This is a genomic window from Acidobacteriota bacterium (assembly GCA_016715115.1).
Classification (GTDB): domain Bacteria; phylum Acidobacteriota; class Blastocatellia; order Pyrinomonadales; family Pyrinomonadaceae; genus JAFDVJ01.
Genome location: JADKBM010000004.1, coordinates 1031357 through 1050154 on the forward strand (window position 1 = coordinate 1031357; position 18798 = coordinate 1050154).

Below are 18798 nucleotides of genomic sequence, written 5' to 3' on the forward strand. Positions count from 1 at the left end.
GTTTGAGTTTTGTGAAAGGGGAGTAGAACACCGCGAGGTTTGAAGGATCGTCAATACGGCTTGGCGCCCGGTTCTTCAGGTAAGTTTCAAGACCTTTCGCAGAAATTGTCAGACGACGATTTTTGCGAAAGGTCTTTTCCTTTGCGCAAAAACGAATTCAAATGGAAATCGATTACTTGTATTTGCTGACCGACCCACAGATCGAAGCAAATTCCTGAGGTTTATCCAGATCGATTATTTCGAAAAAAGGGAGAAGATAAGAAATGAAAACGAATGCTTATAAATCAACAAAAAGCGTGGTTCTCGGACTGGCGATGGTCTTTGCTTTTGCCGTTACCGGATTATCGCAATCGGTTACGAACTTCAACATTACCGAGAAGATGGTGACGGATGCTCAGGATGCCTGGGGCAAGGCGCTCGTCAGTATCAGCGAAACGCATACGAAAGGTGGCGACTACCGCAAACTTGCTTCCGAGATCATCGATGCCGCGTACAATTATCAAAACGGCTCGGTTCTCTTTAAGCCAACGCTGACCACCGGCGACCAGACGTTTCGAATGGACAAAGCCGGAGCCCTTGCCTATTTTGTCGGCGGCGATCCGAATTTCAAGAACGACAGCGGTTTCGCGCTAAAAGGTTGGACCAAGTACGCGGTCAAGAACAAGGGCGTTATCCTGAACGGCGACACGGCCATCACGATGGGCAATGTGCACCTGTGGGACAAGAACGGGAACGAGACGATCGTCGACAAGACCTGGGGTTTCAAGATGGATGAGAACGGGAAACTGCGGATCATTCTCCATCACTCATCGTTGCCGTATAAGCCGGCAAAATAAAACGGTTCAAAATCCGAACTTGGAAGTTCACGGGCAAAGCGGATTCGTTTTGCCTGTGATTTTTTTTGAACTTGTCGATAGATGTTAAACTTGAAAAATGAAAAGAATTCAGCCAACTGGGATGCCTGAACCGAAAGGACACTATTCGCCGGGCATCGAACATAATGGACTGGTTTTCGTTTCGGGTCAGCTTCCGATCGACCATTCGACGGGACGTGTCGAAACCGGCGCGATCGAAGATCAAACCGAACTGGCGCTGAGAAATGTGGAGACGGTCCTGAAGGCTGCCGCAAGTGATCTCGCTCACGTGCTTCAGATGACGATCTATGTTTCGGATATGGAACTCTGGGACGGCGTGAACGAGGCCTACAAGCGCGTGATGGGCGAACACAAACCGGCACGGGCGATCGTTCCGGTCAAGGATCTTCATTTCGATACGAAGATCGAGATTCAGGCGATCGGGGCGAAGATCGATTAACCATTTATGGATTTCCAGATCCTGATCTCGAATCTGACGAACCCGACGCTGCTGTTTTTTGTACTCGGAATCTTCGCGGTGATGCTCAAGAGCGACCTTGAGATTCCGGAATCGTCGAGCAAGTTCATCGCGCTCTATCTGCTCTTTGCAATCGGATTCAAAGGCGGCCAGGAATTGGCGCACAGCGATTTCACGGCTGAGATCGTTTATTCGCTGTTGTTCGGTGTAGCGATCGCGTCCTTGATACCGCTTTATGTGTTTTTCGTTCTGAAACGAAAACTGACCGTCAGCGATGCCGGAGCGGTAGCGGCGGCCTATGGTTCGGTCAGCGCCGTCACATTCGTCGCTGCGGCGTCGTTTCTTGAGGCGCAAAAGCTGACCTTCGGCGGTCATATGGTGGCGGTGATGGCGCTGATGGAATCGCCGGCGATCATCGTCGGAGTTCTTCTTTTGATGTATTTCGAGAAGGGCGATGAAACGCAGGGATCGTTCAAGAACGTGATCGGCCATTCATTTACGAACGGCAGTGTTTTGATGGTCCTCGGAAGTTTATTGATCGGTTTGATCGCGGATACGAAGCAGGCGGAAGGGATCAAGCCGTTCACGACCGATATTTTCAAGGGATTTTTGGCGATCTTCCTGCTCGATATGGGAATGGTCACGGCAAGGCGGTTCGGCACGTTTCGAAAATATGGGTTGATCGCGACGCTTATCGCAATCGTTCTTCCGGCGCTGAACGGCAGCATCGTCGCATTTGCGAGCAAGTTGGTCACGGCCGATGCGGGAAACCGCTTCATTTTCGCGATCCTGGCGGCGAGCGCATCGTATATCGCGGTTCCGGCGGCGATGCGTTTGGCGGCGCCGAAATCGGATCCGGGACTTTATGTTCCGATGGCGCTTGGCGTCACGTTTCCTTTTAATATCACGATCGGAATGCCTTTGTATTTTGCGATCGTGAGTGCGACTTAGAAGGTCTTGAGATAAGCAGAATGAACTACTTCTTTCCGCCAATTTTGATCGTTGTAGGATTGGTAATTTATCAGGTTTCGCAAAAATCCGCGGATCAAACGGCGAATCCATTTGTTGTCATCATTCTCGCGTATCTTTTCGGGATAGTTGCCTGCGTAGCCGGTTTTTTCCTGTTTCCGAGACCTTATGATTCGGGTTTAATGCCGATGTTGAAAAGTGTTGGCTGGACCGCGTTCGGTATCGGCCTCGGCGCGGCGATCATCGAAATCGGCTTTTTGCTGGCATATCGCGCCGGATGGAATGTCGGAATACTGCCGCTTTCGGTGACGGCGATTTCGACCATTATTTTGCTTTTGATCGGGCTCTTTGTTTTTCGCGAGAGTATGTCGATCGAAAAGATCATCGGCGTTCTGCTTTGTTTTGCGGGCTTGGCGATGATCACTTTAAGAAGATGAGTTTAACGATCTATCAGGTTGATGCATTTGCGAAGGACGTTTTCAAAGGAAATCCGGCTGCGATTTGTCCGCTTAAAGAGTGGTTGCCCAAAGAGACGATGCAGGCGATCGCCTACGAGAACAACCTTTCGGAGACCGCATTTTTTGTCCGAAACGGTGATGCTTTCGAGATCCGTTGGTTCACGCCGACGTTTGAGATCGATCTATGCGGGCACGCGACGCTCGCAAGCGCGTATGTGATCTTTGAAATTCTTCAGTCGGAGAACGAGATCATCAGGTTCCGATCGCATTTGAGCGGCGATCTTTTTGTCGAAAAGCAGGGCGGATTGTTCGTGCTCGATTTTCCTTCTCGGCCGCCGGCACCCGCGGAGGCGCTCCCGGGACTGATCGAGGCAATCGGCAAAAAACCAAAAGAGATTCTTCGCGGTCGGGATTTCTTTCTCGTTTATGAATCGGAGTCGGACGTCCGCGCGATCGCACCGAATTTTACGAGGCTTCTCGACGTCCCGACGCACGGCGTGATCGTCACCGCGCCGGGCGACGATTGCGACTTCGTTTCGCGTTTTTTCGCGCCGGAGGTCGGCGTTTTCGAGGATCCGGTAACGGGTTCGGCGCATTGCAACCTGATTCCGTTTTGGGCCGAAAGACTTGGAAAGCAAGTTCTGTTCGCCCGGCAGGTATCGGAACGCGGCGGCGAACTGTTTTGTGAGATTCACGGGGACCGCGTCAAGATCGGGGGCTATGCGTCGCTTTATTTGAAAGGTGAGATATATGTCTAGGATTGCTGGATTAAGTGCCGCGGTTTTCGTGTTTTTGGTCGCCACGATCTGGTTTGCGTTCCCGACCGATGCGTTCGACAAATCGAAGAAGAAGGCGATCGAGACTGTCGATGCGCCGAAAGCGATCGGACCATACTCGCAGGCGATCGTCGCCGGCGATCTGATCTTTGTTTCCGGCCAAATCGGTCTCGATCCGAAAACCGGAACGATTGTCGAAGGCGGCGTCGAAGCCGAGACCGAACAGGTATTAAAGAACCTGGAAGCGGTGTTGAAAGCGTCAAACAGTGATTTTGACAGCGTCGTCAAATCGACGATCTTTCTCGCTGACATAGGCGATTTCGCGAAGGTCAACGAGATCTACGCGCGGAAATTCAAAGCGCCGTTCCCGGCCCGCGCCACCGTTCAGGCGGCGAAACTGCCGCGCGATGCGAAGATCGAGATCGAGTTGACGGCATTGGTGAAAAAATGAAAGACGGGATTTGTCCGAAATGCGCCGCGAACGAGGTTCATCTCTACCAGGCTACGCCGGTTGAGTTCTCGGTCGCGCTGGGATTTTTCGATTCGGCAAGCGTCGTCTGTTACATTTGCACGAATTGCGGTTACGTCGAGTTGTTCGTCGAGGACAAAACGAAATTGCCCCGAATCGCGGAAAAGTATCCAAAGGTTTTGAAATAAGTGAAGTAGTCGATCAAGGAAAAAGTAAAGATGTTGTTGGAAATCAAAGATCTGCATGCAGGTATCGAAGGAAAGGAGATTCTCAAAGGTCTCAACCTTCGCGTCAACAAGGGCGAGGTTCACGCCATTATGGGGCCGAACGGCTCGGGGAAATCGACCCTGTCGAAAGTTCTGGCGGGCCATCCGAGTTACGAAGTTATTTCGGGAGAGGTCATTTACGAAGGGCAAAATTTCCTCGAGTTTGAACCGGACGAACGGGCGCGGATGGGTCTGTTCCTGGCGTTTCAGTATCCGGTCGAAGTTCCCGGCGTTTCAAACTCGCAGTTTTTGCGTCTCGCGTACAACGAGAAAATGAAGCATCTCGGCGAAGAAGAGCTCGATCCGCTCGAATTCAACGATTATCTCAAGGAAAAGGCGAAGATCGTTGAGATGGATCCGTCGTTTTTCAAGCGCTCGGTCAACGAGGGTTTTTCGGGCGGCGAGAAGAAGCGCAACGAGATCCTGCAGATGGCGGTGCTCGAACCGAAGCTCGCAGTTCTTGACGAAACCGATTCCGGACTCGACATCGACGCGCTCCGGATCGTCGCCGAGGGCGTCAACAAACTGCGCAGTTCGGAAAACGGGATCATTCTCGTGACGCACTATCAACGGCTCTTGAATTATATCCAGCCTGATTTCGTACACGTCCTCGCCGGCGGCAAGATCGTCAAGGAAGGCGGCAAAGAGCTCGCGCTCGAACTCGAGGAAAAAGGCTACGACTGGGTCAAGACAGTGAGCAGTGAGCGGTGAGCTGTGAGCGGTGAGCGGTGAGCTGAGTGGTCGGATCGTAATAGCGTAGAGCCGTTCAACGACGGCGGAGTTAGATTGATGACAGCAAGTGCAGTGACAGAAACAATTTATACACAGGATTTTCTAAAATTCATCGGGGACGCGGGCGATGCGTTGGCTGAACTTCGGCGCACCGCGTTCGAACTTTTTTCGGCTGTAGGCTTTCCGACGCCGAAGGACGAAGAGTGGAAGTACACCAACGTCAAGCGGATTGCGGATTCGGGATTTCGGATTTCGGATTTGAAATCGCAGGACGTTTCCGTTGAACTTGCCGATCGTTTCGATTTCAAACGGAATGGTTTTACGGCACTGAATCTGGCGTTTGCGGAGTTCGTCGTCGTGACGATCCCGAAAGAAACCTCCGTTTCAGATCCGATCGAATTCAATTTCAAATGCGAGGACGGCGCGGCGCGGTTTCCGCACGTGATCGTCGTTGCCGAAGCGGGAAGCAAGGCGACGATCATCGAGTCGTACGAGTCGGCGGGCCGAAGTTTCACAGATGCGGCGGTTCAGATCTTTGTTGGAGACAATGCGAATCTGACGCATTACCGCGTGCAAAAGGAATCGACGGATGCGTTTCACGTCGGCACGACCGAGGTCACGCTCGGCCGCGGGAGTTTGTATGACTCGACAAACATCAATCTCGGCGGCGCCATTTCGCGTCACGACGTACATCTGAGATTTACAGCGGAAGGCGGCGAAGCTTTTGTCGACGGGCTCTATATGCTCGGAGGGAACCAACACGCCGACACGCATTCGACGATCGATCACGCCGTTCCGAATTGTGTTTCGCATCAAACCTACAAGGGCGTCCTGAACGACAAATCGCGAGGCGTGTTCAACGGCAAGGTCTTTGTGCGCGAGAATGCGCACGGAACGGACGCGCAACAGTCGAACAAGAATCTGCTGCTTTCGAACGACGCGCGGGTCGATACAAAGCCACAGCTCGAGATCTTCAACGATGACGTCAAATGTTCGCACGGCGCGACCGTCGGACAGCTCGAAGAAGAAGAACTGTTTTACTTGCTGAGCCGCGGGATCAGCCCGAAACTCGCGAAGAATCTTTTGACATACGGCTTTGCGGAGGAAGTGATAAACAAGATCGGGATCGAATCGATCAAACGCGAACTCGACGAGGCCGTTTTGAATCGGCTCGACGTGAATTTGGAGGTTTGATCATGCCGGTAATTTCGATGTTTTACGGGTGATGATGTATTACTTTGACAATCGATCCCGGACGGCAAGGGCATCGACAAGATAATTTGAAGTTAGGACTGGCTTGAGCCGGTCGGAAAAAGCCGTTTGACAACTGAATTTGTTTCTTCAAGCGTGCGGAGCATGCGAACTTGCGATAGCACCACGTGATGCGGAGCGGAACGTGGTGGTTGAACACCCGAGTTCCCAAGCGTGTGTAACACGCGTAACTCTCGTGGTTGCATCAGGTCCGCGTGTTTCACACGCTCGTTGGAATTGTCCGCGGCTAACACCACGTTCCGCTTCGCTTCACGTGGTGCCATCGCACGTGCGTGTGCTCCGCACACTGAATTGATTTTACCGACCGTCTTCTTGGATTGAGATTCACCAGGAAGATTTGATGGCCGACTGGTGCCTGGCAATTAGTGGCCGACCGGTATTCAAGATTGATCCGTTGAGGTAGTTATGATCAAAGTTGTTTAGGCGGAAGCAAAACGATGGTTTTTTGGTTGAACTTGAAATTTAGCACGGTAATTCAAGGCGTTTCGCCGCAATTCCATATTTCGATTATGAGTTTTTCAAACCCCTAAACGATGTCGCGTATTTCAAGAACATAAGAATCGTATGCGGAACAGTTCAGAAGCGCGGCGAACAGGACATTAGTCCCGATACCCTTAATCTCGAAGGCGAAGTCGAGTCACGGATACTATGAAGGCAGTACAAATGAGCAATTTCGACATCAACAAGATCCGCGCCGATTTTCCGGTGCTTTCAAGGGAGGTCAACGGTCAGCCGTTGCGCTATCTCGACAACGCGGCGTCGGCGCAGGTTCCGAATCTCGTCATCGAGCGCGGCTCGAAGTACTTGATGGAAGAGCATTCGAACGTCCATCGCGGCGTTCATTATCTTTCGCAGTTGGCGACGAACGAATACGAAAAGGCGCGTGAAAAGGTGCGCGCGTTCATCAATGCGAAGGAAGCGAAGGAGTGCATTTTTGTCCGCGGCTGCACCGAGGGGATCAACCTCGTCGCGAACGGCTACGGGCATAAGTTCATCAACGAGGGCGACGAGATTCTCGTCAGCCAAATGGAACATCATTCGAACATCGTTCCGTGGCAGATGATCGCCGAAGAGCGCGGTGCGACAATTCGGGTGATCCCGATGAACGAAGCGGGCGAACTGATCATCGACGAATACGAGAATCTGCTCAACGAACGGACGAAGATCGTCGCCGTTGCGCACGTTTCGAACGCGCTCGGAACGGTGAATCCGCTCAAGCAAATGATCGCGACGGCGCATAAATTCGGGATTCCGGTCTGCGTCGACGGCGCCCAGGCGGTTCCGCATATGCGCGTCGACGTGCGCGACCTTGACGCAGATTTTTACGCTTTTTCGGGACATAAGATGTTCGCACCGACCGGCAGCGGGGTTCTTTACGGAAAGAAAGAGTGGCTCGAGAAGATGAATCCTTATCAGGGCGGCGGTTCGATGATCCGCACAGTGACGTTCGAGAAAACGACCTACGCCGGTTTGCCCGAAAAGTTTGAAGCCGGAACTCCGTCGATCGCGTCGCAGATCGGTCTCGGCGCGGCGATCGATTATTTGAACTCGATCGATCTCGACGCGGCGTTCGCGTACGAACATTCGTTACTCGAATACGCGACCGAAAAATTGTCGGCGATCGAGGGCGTAAAGATCATCGGAACGGCGAAAGAAAAAGCGAGCGTCTTGTCGTTCACGGTCGAGAACGTTCATCCGCACGACATCGGGACGATCCTCGACCAGCAGGGAATCGCGATCCGCGCCGGACATCACTGCGCGCAACCGGTAATGCAGTTTTATAAGGTTCCGGCGACCGCCCGCGCAAGTTTCGCGTTTTACAATACCCGTGAGGAAGTTGATAAGCTGGCGGAAGCGATCCAGAAAGTGATCGACGTCTTCGCTTAGCTTGGAGTTCCGGTTTCGCTTGGAGTTCCGCCTTCAGGCGGCTTGGTATGCAAAGATGAAAAAGGTTGTACTTACCGAGAAATTCGCTCTCATCAACGAGCATTGGCGTCCCAAAATTGTTGGAGAATTGAACGGCCAGGAAGTTAAGTTGGTCAAGTTTCAAGGAGAATTTCCGTGGCACCTCCACGAAAACGAGGACGAGATGTTTCTCGCATACAAAGGGAGTTTTCGCATCGAATTCCGCGACCGAACGGTCGAACTGAATGAGGGTGAATTCATCATTGTTCCGCGTGGCGCCGAGCATCGGCCGGTCGCCGATAGCGAAGTTGAAGTACTTCTGTTCGAACCAAAGGATCTGCGGAACACGGGGAATTTGATCGACGCGGAATTTACCGCGCCGGGCGCCGAAAGAATCTAACGGAAATCCGAAATCAATATGTCAGAACTTAGCGATCTCTACCAGGAAGTGATCCTCGATCACAACAAGAACCCGCGAAATTATCGTGAGATAGCGGATGCAAATTTCCACGCTGACGGACATAATCCGCTTTGCGGCGATCAGCTGAAGGTTTATCTGCACGTCGAAGGCGAAACCGTCACCGATGTTTCATTTACGGGCTCCGGTTGCGCGATCTCAAAGGCATCGGCGTCAATGATGACCCAGACGCTGAAAGGAAAGACACGCGAAGAAGCGGAAGTTCTGTTTGACGAGTTTCACCGGATGGTGACCGGAAAACTGGATATCGAGAACGAAGAGAATCATCTCGGCAAACTCCGGATTTTCGCCGGCGTTCTCGAGTTTCCGGCGCGCGTGAAATGCGCGTCCCTATCGTGGCACACGGTCCACGCGGCACTTCACGGCGAAGAGTCGACGTCCACCGAGTGAGTTCGAGACGGAACGCGACATTGTGATTGATGACAACCCTGGCGGTTTGCCGGGGTTGTTTTTTTGTTCATTGAAGAATCCCGCGACTTTGTTTCGTTGGAGTTAACAATTATCGATTTCCGACTTAAAATAAGTCTTTGTTATGAAGATCAAATCAATCGAACTCACGGAGATACTTCTTCCATTGGTCCATTTCTTCGAAACCAGTTTCGGGCGGACATATGAACGGCGGATCATTCTTGTCCGCGTCACAGACGAAAGCGGAATCGAAGGTTGGGGCGAATGCACCGCGGGCGAAACACCTTCGTATTCGGAGGAGTGGACCGAATCGTGTTGGGAGGTCATCGGGAAGATTCTGGCTCCGATGGTGATCGGAGCCGAGGTCGAGTCGGCTGCCGGAGTTTGGGATTTGATGAAACACGTTCGCGGAAACCGAATGGCAAAAGCTGCGGTCGAGACCGCCTGCTGGGATCTGGAGGCGAAACGACTTGGCGTCCCTTTGTGGCGGCACCTTGGCGGGGTCAATCGCGAGATCGCCTGCGGCGTGTCGATCGGAATCCAGGATTCGGTCGAACAATTGCTCGAGAAGATCAAGATCGAGCTCGACGCCGGTTATCAGCGGATCAAGATCAAGATCGCGCCTCATTGGGATTATGACGTCATCAAACGCGTCCGCGAAGAGTTTGGGATGATTCCGCTGATGGGCGATGCAAATTCGGCGTACACGCTGGCGGATATCGATCTTTTCAAGAAGATGGACGATTTTGGATTGATGATGCTGGAGCAGCCTTTGCCGCACGACGACATCATCGATCACGCGAAGCTGCAACGCGAGATCAGGACGCCGGTTTGCCTCGACGAGCCGATCAAGTCTCCCGACGACGCCCGCAAGGCGATCGAGCTTGGTTCGGGGCAGATCATCAACCTCAAGAACGGGCGGGTTGGCGGACACACGCAGTCAATGCTGGTCGAGAAGACGGCGCGGGAAAGCTCGATGCCGGTCTGGTGCGGCGGAATGCTCGAAGCGGGGATCGGACGCGCCCATAACATCGCCATCTCGACGCTCGCCGGCTATACGATGCCCGGCGATGTTTCCGCGTCAAAGCGATACTGGCACGAGGACATCATCGAACCGGCGGTCGAGGTTTCCGCTATGGGGACAATCGTTGCACCCGACAGACCGGGAATCGGGTTCGATGTCAGGGAAGACCGTATCGCCAAAGCTTCGGTCAGACGGATCAAACTTTAGACTGGATCGAAAAGACCAAAGTCGGGTCGGAGTCTCCGACCTCAGCGTCACAAAGCGACATACCTGCTTTTTTGACGACCGCGATCGACGCCGTGTTTTCTGGAGCGATTGTCGCAAAGACCTCGCGTTGTTGAAGTTCGTTGAAGCCGAAATCGATCAGGCTTCTCGCGATCTCGGTCGCGTATCCCTTTCCCCAAGCCGTCGGTACCAGCATATAACTGATTTCCCAGTCCTGTTTTCTTTCGGGTCTCGGGCGAATGGCGGCGTGTCCGACGTAGCGGTTTCCCTGCTTTGTAAAGACGGCGTAGATCGTGTCGCTTCCGCTTGGATAGAACTCGTCGATCAACTTACGCCAAAGCTGTTCCGCTTCCGGGAGTTCGAGAACTCCCTTGTCGACGTGTTTCATCACGGTTTCGTCCGTCACGAGACGGAGAAACGACTCGCGGTCCGCGGGCGCGTACGATCGGAAAACAAGTCTCTTTGAAACCGGCAATGTCATAAAAAAAAGCCGGCGCTTTCTCAAACGCCGGCCGGAAAAAGCAAATCCAATCGGTTAGTCGATGATCGTGAATTTGTCGCCGCGCTCCATCATCTGGCCGCTGACACGGTCTTTGATCTTGATCTTGATCTCGTAGTCACCGGCCGTCATTCCGATCGTCGAGAGAAGACGCGCGAGTGTCAAACGCTGTCCCGAGTCGCTGAGTCCTTCCCAGTTCTCAGGTTGCCGAAAGATCTCTTTGCCGCCTTTTGTGAGAACGTATTCGACATCGACCGCCGGACGAAGCGTGGTCTGATCGATGCCGGCATTGTAAACCTGCATATAGATGCCGACTTCCTGACCCTTCTTGTAGACGCCGGCAAGATTCGGAATGACCTTCGCCGTTCCGATGACGAACATCCCGCCGATATCACGTTCGTTCGTCGTCCGGAGCTTCGTCGCCAAAATCAGCGAAGACGTGTCGAGCTGTTTCTCGTCGTACTTCGGCAAGGTGAAACCAAAGCTTCGAATGCCTTTGTTGCCGGAAACTACATCGCGCACGACGACGTCTACCTTATACGTTCCGGGAGTGAGTGCGATCGCCTTTTGATAAACCGACTTCTTGTCTTTTGCGTCGGCGAGTTCCTCGTCGGTCGCGCTCGTTGTGACGGAGTCCTCGAAGATTCCGGAGCGCTTGCCCGAGACTGCCATTATTCGTCCAAAGATGTTCATTCTCGCGGTCGGCAGACCACCGACGCTCTCGAAAACCAGTTCCTTGTTGTCGGCCTGAACCGTGAATGTCGTCATCACGGCGCTGTCCGACTGACGGAAGTAATCGACCCGCAGCTGAAAATCGAGCGGATTGTTGTCGATAACGGCCGATTCGGTCAAGGCCGTCTGGAGATCGCTGTATTTCACTTGCGGCGGACGCTGCAGGTTCGCGATTATCTCAAGTCTCCGGAACGGAGAATCCTGTTCACGCTGGTAACCATAGCCGCCGGATTGACCCTGACCGGTGATGCGATCGGCCTTGTTCACGAGTCCGAGAGATTCCTGGGTCGTCAAACCGGCGCCGGGAACCATCAAAAGCGCGTCCTTCTCGTTCGGGCTCCGCGCAATTCGATACTCGCCGGTTCCGGTCGGATCGACGAATTCGATCTCGATCCCGTCGCCGACGCCGTCCAAGTGACGATAGAACCAAATTTCAAAGGGATAGGTAGTCGTCGATCCGCCGCCCTCATAGCTGGGACGGTCGTAAGCGCCGCCGGCCGGGTGCGACTCGACCGAATCCGGTTTGCCCCACGTTATATAAGTACGGCCGCGATCCGTCATCCATCCCGGAATTCCGGAGGCGTAATGTTCGTTCGCATAAGCTATTCGCTCGTAATACTCTTCTCGAAACTCGTTTTCTTCAGTGTCCGGGTTCGGATCGCGCCGCCGCCAGAAATTCTCGATGAAATTTTCGCGCTCCTCGTCAGTTTTGAGCTGTTTGAAAGCTCGCTTTTCTTCCGGCGTGATGAGGTACGTAACGTCTTTCTTCAGCCAGTCTTCGTAAACCTTCTTAACTTCATCCTTGACCTTGCGAACCTTGTCTTCCACGTTCTGGCTCGGCGTTTCCTTCGGATCCTGCGCCTTGGCAAACGGCGCGGCCGCGATCAGAATCGAGACAATCAAGGTCAAATTGCGAACGAAATTTCTCTTGGACATAACTTAAAACTCCCAGTGCTTGTCGTTTGGATTTCCAGTTGCCTGGCTTAACTTTTTAGCTCTTAAGATTCTAGACAGTATTCAGCAATAATTCAAGATGCTCTCTGGCCATCGATTGGTTGCTTCGGCCTTATACAATCGGGTCGGGAACACGTTTTTTGCCGAAGAGCCAGGCGACGAAGATGGATATGACGTAGAGCATCATCATCGGCGTGGCGAAGAGCATCATATTCGGTATATCCCCGGTCGGTGAAATAACCGCCGCCGCAATGAGGATGATAATGATCGCGAACTTCCAGCTTTTGGCAAGAAAACCTGCGTTAACAAGCCCGATCCGCGCGAGAACATAGGTGATCGCCGGCATTTGAAAGATAAGCCCCATCGCCAGCATTATGAGCGTGATGAAATCGAAATAGTCGGTCGCGCGGAGCATCAGCCGAAAGTCCTCGCCGAGCCAGAGAAGATACCGCACGGCCGGAGGAAACAAGATGTAATAGGCAAATGCGGCGCCGAGCACGAACGAGATCGTCGAAAGGCCAATGAACGGCGTGACGTATTTGCGTTCGTGACGATATAGGGCCGGCGCGATAAAGGCCCAAATCTGCCACAACAGAAACGGAACGCTGACCGCGATGGCCGCATAGAGCGAAACCGTGACGTAAAGCGTAAACGGCTCGGTCGCGGTCGTCACGATGAGTTGTTCGTCACTGCTTGCGGTTCGCGCGATCGTGGCCGTGAGTTCGGCAATTTTGACACCTTTCGGAACGAGGTAACTGCCGACCAGAAGATCCTCGTCGGAGTTGATACAGAAGTTGTTTTCGGCGCACTTCGACACCCGCGCCAAAACCGTCGTCCCGACCGGCACGACGACGCTTCCGAGACTTGTCGCGCGATCAAAGACGTATCGCCCGGTGTCGCCGTCCTTGATGAACGTGAAATTGTCGTCGTTCTGAACGCGGCGCTGCGTGGCTTCGGCCAGTTCGCGCTGGACCGGCACGGCCAGGAAATTATAGATCTTGTCGGAAACCGTCCAGCACAAAACAAAGGCCGCCGTGATGATCAGGACGGATCGCACGAGACGCTTGCGAAGTTCGTCCAAATGTTCCAAAAAGGACATTTGCGCTCCGATCTCTGTTTCCTGGATTGTTTCCTCAGCGTTCATCATTACAACCAGTCGCGTTTGCCTTTCTGCTGTTCGTCGTCAGGTTCGATTTCAGCCGCCGCGACTTCCTCTGCGGCTGCAGGCGAGGTCGCGGTGATCGACATTTTCCCGTAGTCGCTTTCTTCGAGCGCTTTTATCTCCGGAAGTTGGATCGGACTCTCCTTGGCGATGGTGTTCGGTGTAACGACCGGTTCGTCGGCGTCGAGCCGCTCGAAATCGACCTCCTTTTCCCACGTCGACTTGAACTCGTTGGTCGCTTTCCGGAACTCCGCCATCGTTTTACCGATCGTCCGGGCGATCTGCGGAAGTTTGCGCGGACCGAAAATGATCAGCGCAATCACGCCGATCAGGATCAGTTCCTGCATTCCCAACGATTCTCCGATAAGTAAAAGCAACATCGTGATCAAGATACTTTCAGAAGATGACGGTCAAAGCTCCGAACGCGACCGACGATGACCGCGTTCCCGAGTTCGGCAACCATTTTTTCGGCGTTCTCTACGCTCAAACTGATAAGCAGACCGCCGGCCGTCTGCGGATCGAACAGGGCGCTTTGCATCTCGCGCGAAACCGATTCGGAAAAGGCGATCGTTTCCCCGACATATATCCGATTGTTTCGGTCGCCGCGCGTCAGCATCTTCAGTTCGATCAATTCGAGCACGTCGGGAAGAAGCGGAACGCTTTCGGCGTCGATCTCAAGCGTCACGCCGCTCGCCTTCGCCATTTCGTAGGCGTGGCCGAGGAATCCGAAGCCTGTGACGTCAGTGCAGGCGTTCGCTTCCAGGCGTCGCATAACATTTGACGCTTCCCGCGCCGAAGTTGTCATCGCGTTCATCGCCGCGTCGATCGCTCTCTGAGACGCCTTTTCGAACTTGATCCCGGTGCTGATGACGCCCGTTCCGATCGGTTTCGTCAGAACCAGAACATCTCCCGCACGAGCTCCCGCGTTCGTGATAACTCGTTTAGGGTCAACAGTTCCGGTGATTGCATAACCGAATTTAATCTCCTGGTCATCGACCGAATGACCGCCGAGAACAACCACGTTCTCTGAATTCAGGGCCAGTTGCCCGCCTTTCAAGATCTCGCCGAGGACATCCCAGTCGCCTTTTTGCGGGTAACATACGATCGAGAGCGCCGTCAGCGGCGTTCCGCCCATCGCGTATACGTCGTTGAGCGAATTGATCGCGGCGATGCGGCCGTAAGTCTGCGGATCGTCGGCGATCGGCGTAAAGAAATCGAGCGTTTGAACCAGAGCGGTGCTGTCGTTAAGACGAAAAACTCCCGCGTCGTCGGAAGTATCGAAACCGACGATCACATTCTCACTATTCTGTTTCGGAAGTTTGCTCAAAACTTGAGCAAGGTCGCCGGGGGCGAGTTTGGCCACTCAACCCGCACAGGAAACCATTTCCGTTAATCGTCTCTGCTCCATAAATCGTGTCAAAGAATCATTTTGCAGTCTCGCCGACGAGAAAGCAATGCGTTGATCCAGCAAACTAACCTTTCAAAATGAGTTCGTAAATGCGGTCAAGGTCGGACTCGCCGTAGTATTCGATCTCCAGTTTTCCGCCCGGACCTTTCGAGTTGGGGACGATTCGAACATTTGTCCCGAAATGCCTTCGAAGCTTTGTCTCCGCAGCCTTCGCATTCGCGTCAATTGCGCGCGTAACCCCTTTGTTTGTAACAGTTTCCGCCTCCTTACGGTCAGCCCGCTTGACAACTTTTTCGGTTTCACGAACCGAGAGCGACATCTCGATCACCTTGCGCGCGATGCGCCGTTGCGAATCGGCGTTTTCAGCCATCAGCAGCGCGCGGCCGTGACCCGCGGAGAGTTTCTGTTCCTCGATCAACTTCTGTATGTCCGCAGGAAGTTTAAGGAGGCGCAGCGACGTTGCCACGAGTGTCCGGTCCTTGCCAACTTGATCGGCAATCATTTCTTGCGTAAGTCCAATTGTATCAATTAGTTTCCGGTAAGCTCGCGCCTCTTCCATCGCATTCAGTTCTTGCCGCTGTATGTTCTCGATCAGCGCGAGTTCGAGCAATTTCTCATCGGTGACTTCCTTGATCACTGCCGGAATTCTCTGAAGTCCCGCGCGCTGCGATGCGCGCCAACGGCGTTCGCCGGCGACGATCTCGTATCGACCGTTCTTTCGTCTTACCAGAATCGGTTGGACAATCCCGTTCGCGCGGATCGACTGCGCCAACTCCTCGAGATTCTCTTCCGCGAATCGCGTTCGGGGTTGCTCCGGATTCGGTGTGATGAGGTCAATGTCGATTTCCAGCGAGCCCGCAGATTCGTTCGGGGTGTCGGTTTCTTCCGTGATGAGGGCGCTAAGGCCGCGTCCCAGAGCTTTTCTAGCCATGACTTAAGATCTCCTTCGCAAGTTCCATATAACTCTCGGCGCCGCGCGATCGAATATCATAAAGAATGATCGGCTGTCCGTGACTCGGCGCCTCTGCCAAACGCACATTTCGCGGAATCACCGTTTTCAATACCTGCGAGCCGTAGAAATCGCGCAGATCTTGAGCCACAGCCGACGACAGATTGGTCCGCTCGTCGAACATCGTCAGCAATAGTCCTTCGATCGAAAGATGGGGATTGAGGCCCCGGCGCAACCGCGCAAGCGTGTCGAAAAGTTCGGTCACGCCTTCGAGCGCAAAATACTCGCATTGGATCGGCACAAGCAGGGAATCGGCGGCGGTCAATCCGTTGATCGTCAAAAGTCCGAGCGACGGCGGGCAGTCGATGATTATGTAGTCGTACTGGTCACGAAGCGGTTCGATGACGGTTTTCAGCCGATACTCGCGTCGTTCCATTTCAACCAACTCGATCTCGGCACCGGCAAGGTTTTTGTCCGCCGGCAGAACGAAAAACAACGGCAACTCGGTCGGAACGACAATATTTTCCGCGGGCTCGTTGAGTGCCAGCGCGTTATAGATCGTTTTCCGGGTGATTCCGCGTTGTATACCGGAGCCTGACGACGCGTTTCCTTGCGGATCGGCATCGACGAGCAGTATCTTTTTCTCCTGGACAGCTAATCCGGCAGCGAGATTAACGGCAGTTGTCGTTTTTCCGACGCCGCCTTTTTGGTTGGCGATCGCAATTATCTTTCCCATTTATTACGCTTTTTCCGTCTTTCGGGTCTGTATAAACTAACATACCGCGAGAGGATTTTCTATTATGTGGAACGTTCCACACAACATTCACGCGAAACCGAATGTGGAACGTTCCACATTCATATGCCGGCTCGCTGCCTTTGACCCGTAAGATGAATCAGTACGGTCGAAATAGCGGCTGGTGTGAGTCCGCTGATCTTGCGCACCTGCGCAAAGTTCTGTGGGCGAGCGCGTTCGAGGCGCTCAACCATTTCGTTCGAGAGTCCGCTGATCGCTGAGAATGAAAAACCGTCCGGAACCTTCAGGTTATCGTGATGGTTAACCCGCTCGTTCGCAGTCCGCTGCGTTTGAATGTAGCCGCGATAAAGGGAATCGGCCAAAGCGGTTTCCAGGATCGTGGTCGAGATCTCGCCCCGGATCTCGTCCGGCAACAACCGATGAATCATTTCGCTGTTGACGCCTTGTCGCATCGCAAGCTGTCCGAGAGTGATCGAATCACCCAGATCGACGCCGAGAATCTGCGAAATGCCGGCATATTCGACCGATGAACGCTTGAAACGGGTCAGGTCAAGCATATTGCGCAAACGCGCGATTCGGTCACGCTTGACGTTGAATCGCTCCCAATCCGTCTGCCCGACGAGGCCGACTTCACGGCCTTTCGGCGACAAACGCTCATCCGAATTGTCGTGCCGGAGCGTCAACCGCGCTTCGGCGCGCGAAGTGAATAAGCGATATGGTTCATCGACGCCGTGCTGGATGAGATCGTCGACCAGCACGCCGATGTACGCCTCGTCGCGTGCGAGGACAAACGGATCGCGACCGTCGATCGCCAGTGCCGCGTTGATCCCGGCCATCAGACCTTGGCACGCCGCTTCCTCGTAACCGGTCGTTCCGTTTATCTGGCCCGCGAAGTAGAGTCCGTTGACGCGCGTCGTTTCCATCGTCGGCCGCAATTGTCGCGGATCGACGAAGTCGTACTCGATCGCGTAACCGGGGCGAATGATCCTGACGTTTTCGAAACCGTTGACCATCCGCAGAAGTTCTTGCTGAAGATCCGCCGGAAGGGAAGTCGAAAAACCGTTCAAATAGATCTCGTTCGTGTCGTGGCCTTCGGGTTCGAGGAAAAGCTGATGTCGATTCTTGTCGGCGAACTTAACAACTTTGTCCTCGATCGACGGACAATAGCGCGGACCGATGCCCTTGATCTTGCCGGAGTAAAGCGGCGAGCGATGGAGGTTCCCGCGGATCCGGTCGTGCAATTCGTCCGTCGTGTAGCCGATGAAGCACTGGATCTGCGGCTGCTCGATCTTCTCCGTCGCGAACGAGAACGGAACCGGAGTTTCGTCGGGCGGCTGCGCTTCAAATGCGTCCCAGTCGATCGTCCGCCCGTCGAGCCGCGGCGGAGTTCCCGTTTTCAGCCTTCCGACGGGAAATCCGAGCGTCTTCAGGCTATCCGCAAGCTCGATCGACGCTGGTTCGCCGGCCCGACCCGCCGAGAATGTGCGTTCGCCGGTATGGATCGTCCCGTTCAGAAAAGTACCCGTCGCAACGATAATCGCTTTCGCCCCAAAACGCCTTTGATCCTGCATCTCGACGCCGATAACTCGTTCTTGCTCAACAATTAACGCAACTACGACACCTTGCCGAAGACTCAGATTCGGAGTCGCTTCGAGTACACGCCGCATCTCGACACGATACAAACTTCGGTCCGCCTGCGCGCGCGGCGACTGAACGGCCGGACCTCGCGAACGATTCAGTAGGCGGAACTGGATTCCGGTACGGTCGATGACGCGTCCCATAATCCCGCCGAGCGCGTCGATCTCGCGAACGACGTGCCCTTTGGCGATTCCGCCGACGGCCGGATTGCACGACATCTGTCCGATCAGATCGAGATTGATCGTGACCAACGCCGTGTCCGCACCGAGACGCGCCGAGGCCGAGGCCGCCTCGCAGCCCGCGTGGCCGGCGCCGATCACGATCACATCAAAAGTCTCGTCGAACATACAGATACAAAAAGCGGGAAAACCCGCGATCAGAGTAACTT

The 18798-nt window shown here is 53.9% G+C and carries 21 protein-coding genes; 13 read left to right on the plus strand and 8 right to left on the minus strand.

The genetic code is table 11. The annotated features are described in order from the left end of the window. The first annotated feature begins 263 nt into the window (after positions 1–263). The 13 genes from IPN69_06780 to menC all read left to right on the plus strand — a co-directional run bounded on the left by IPN69_06780 (position 264) and on the right by menC (position 10296). Positions 264–836 (plus strand): phosphoribosyl-AMP cyclohydrolase, encoded by a 573-nt coding sequence (locus IPN69_06780; protein ID MBK8810426.1) that lies wholly within the window; start codon positions 264–266, stop codon positions 834–836. A gap of 97 nt (positions 837–933) precedes the next feature. After that, positions 934–1314 (plus strand): RidA family protein, encoded by a 381-nt coding sequence (locus IPN69_06785; protein MBK8810427.1) that lies wholly within the window; start codon positions 934–936, stop codon positions 1312–1314. A gap of 6 nt (positions 1315–1320) precedes the next feature. Further along, entirely contained in the window at positions 1321–2283 is a 963-nt protein-coding gene (locus tag IPN69_06790) for a sodium-dependent bicarbonate transport family permease (GenBank protein ID MBK8810428.1), read from the plus strand. A 20-nt stretch (positions 2284–2303) separates the two neighbouring features. Beyond that, a complete protein-coding gene (locus tag IPN69_06795; protein ID MBK8810429.1) occupies positions 2304–2738 on the plus strand; it encodes a hypothetical protein in 435 nt (144 codons plus the stop codon). Next, the gene (locus IPN69_06800; GenBank protein ID MBK8810430.1) at positions 2735–3517 is read left to right on the plus strand and encodes a PhzF family phenazine biosynthesis protein; all 783 of its coding nucleotides are present in this window, start codon (positions 2735–2737) and stop codon (positions 3515–3517) included. The genes IPN69_06795 and IPN69_06800 overlap by 4 nt, the downstream gene beginning before the upstream one ends. Then, positions 3510–3986, plus strand: a complete 477-nt coding sequence (locus IPN69_06805; GenBank protein ID MBK8810431.1) for a RidA family protein — start codon at positions 3510–3512, stop codon at positions 3984–3986. Before IPN69_06800 ends, IPN69_06805 begins: the two co-directional genes overlap by 8 nt. Then, complete coding sequence (locus IPN69_06810; GenBank protein MBK8810432.1) at positions 3983–4192, plus strand: hypothetical protein; 210 nt, start codon at positions 3983–3985, stop codon at positions 4190–4192. Before IPN69_06805 ends, IPN69_06810 begins: the two co-directional genes overlap by 4 nt. Before the next feature lie 30 nt (positions 4193–4222). Next, a complete protein-coding gene (gene sufC / locus IPN69_06815) occupies positions 4223–4981 on the plus strand; it encodes a Fe-S cluster assembly ATPase SufC (GenBank protein MBK8810433.1) in 759 nt (252 codons plus the stop codon). A 78-nt stretch (positions 4982–5059) separates the two neighbouring features. After that, positions 5060–6196, plus strand: coding sequence for a Fe-S cluster assembly protein SufD (sufD, locus tag IPN69_06820; GenBank protein ID MBK8810434.1), 1137 nt, complete (start codon positions 5060–5062; stop codon positions 6194–6196). A 741-nt stretch (positions 6197–6937) separates the two neighbouring features. Continuing rightward, positions 6938–8161: a cysteine desulfurase gene (locus tag IPN69_06825; protein ID MBK8810435.1), complete on the plus strand. Its 1224-nt coding sequence runs from the start codon at positions 6938–6940 to the stop codon at positions 8159–8161. Between the two features lie 55 nt (positions 8162–8216). Then, the gene (locus tag IPN69_06830) at positions 8217–8579 is read left to right on the plus strand and encodes a cupin domain-containing protein (GenBank protein ID MBK8810436.1); all 363 of its coding nucleotides are present in this window, start codon (positions 8217–8219) and stop codon (positions 8577–8579) included. Between the two features lie 18 nt (positions 8580–8597). Then, positions 8598–9047 carry an SUF system NifU family Fe-S cluster assembly protein gene (locus IPN69_06835; GenBank protein MBK8810437.1) on the plus strand — a complete coding sequence of 150 codons (450 nt, stop codon included), beginning with the start codon at positions 8598–8600 and terminating at the stop codon, positions 9045–9047. 142 nt (positions 9048–9189) lie between these two features. Beyond that, entirely contained in the window at positions 9190–10296 is a 1107-nt protein-coding gene (gene menC, locus IPN69_06840; GenBank protein ID MBK8810438.1) for an o-succinylbenzoate synthase, read from the plus strand. Here the strand turns inward: menC and IPN69_06845 are convergent. The 8 genes from IPN69_06845 to mnmG form a co-directional block, all read right to left on the minus strand. Next, a complete protein-coding gene (locus IPN69_06845) occupies positions 10286–10789 on the minus strand; it encodes a GNAT family N-acetyltransferase (protein ID MBK8810439.1) in 504 nt (167 codons plus the stop codon). The two genes, menC and IPN69_06845, sit on opposite strands and share 11 nt — an antisense overlap. A gap of 60 nt (positions 10790–10849) precedes the next feature. Then, a complete protein-coding gene (locus IPN69_06850; GenBank protein MBK8810440.1) occupies positions 10850–12481 on the minus strand; it encodes a GWxTD domain-containing protein in 1632 nt (543 codons plus the stop codon). Positions 12482–12611: 130 nt separating this feature from the next. Beyond that, the gene (tatC, locus tag IPN69_06855; protein ID MBK8810441.1) at positions 12612–13646 is read right to left on the minus strand and encodes a twin-arginine translocase subunit TatC; all 1035 of its coding nucleotides are present in this window, start codon (positions 13644–13646) and stop codon (positions 12612–12614) included. After that, the gene (gene tatA / locus IPN69_06860; protein MBK8810442.1) at positions 13646–14008 is read right to left on the minus strand and encodes a twin-arginine translocase TatA/TatE family subunit; all 363 of its coding nucleotides are present in this window, start codon (positions 14006–14008) and stop codon (positions 13646–13648) included. The genes tatC and tatA overlap by 1 nt, the downstream gene beginning before the upstream one ends. A gap of 38 nt (positions 14009–14046) precedes the next feature. Next, on the minus strand, positions 14047–14988 hold the full coding sequence (gene selD / locus IPN69_06865) for a selenide, water dikinase SelD (protein ID MBK8810443.1): 942 nt from the start codon (positions 14986–14988) through the stop codon (positions 14047–14049). 145 nt (positions 14989–15133) lie between these two features. Then, the gene (locus IPN69_06870; protein MBK8810444.1) at positions 15134–16000 is read right to left on the minus strand and encodes a ParB/RepB/Spo0J family partition protein; all 867 of its coding nucleotides are present in this window, start codon (positions 15998–16000) and stop codon (positions 15134–15136) included. Then, positions 15993–16754, minus strand: a complete 762-nt coding sequence (locus IPN69_06875) for a ParA family protein (GenBank protein MBK8810445.1) — start codon at positions 16752–16754, stop codon at positions 15993–15995. Before IPN69_06875 ends, IPN69_06870 begins: the two co-directional genes overlap by 8 nt. A 119-nt stretch (positions 16755–16873) precedes the next feature. After that, positions 16874–18757 carry a tRNA uridine-5-carboxymethylaminomethyl(34) synthesis enzyme MnmG gene (gene mnmG / locus IPN69_06880; GenBank protein ID MBK8810446.1) on the minus strand — a complete coding sequence of 628 codons (1884 nt, stop codon included), beginning with the start codon at positions 18755–18757 and terminating at the stop codon, positions 16874–16876. Positions 18758–18798: the final 41 nt, after the last annotated feature.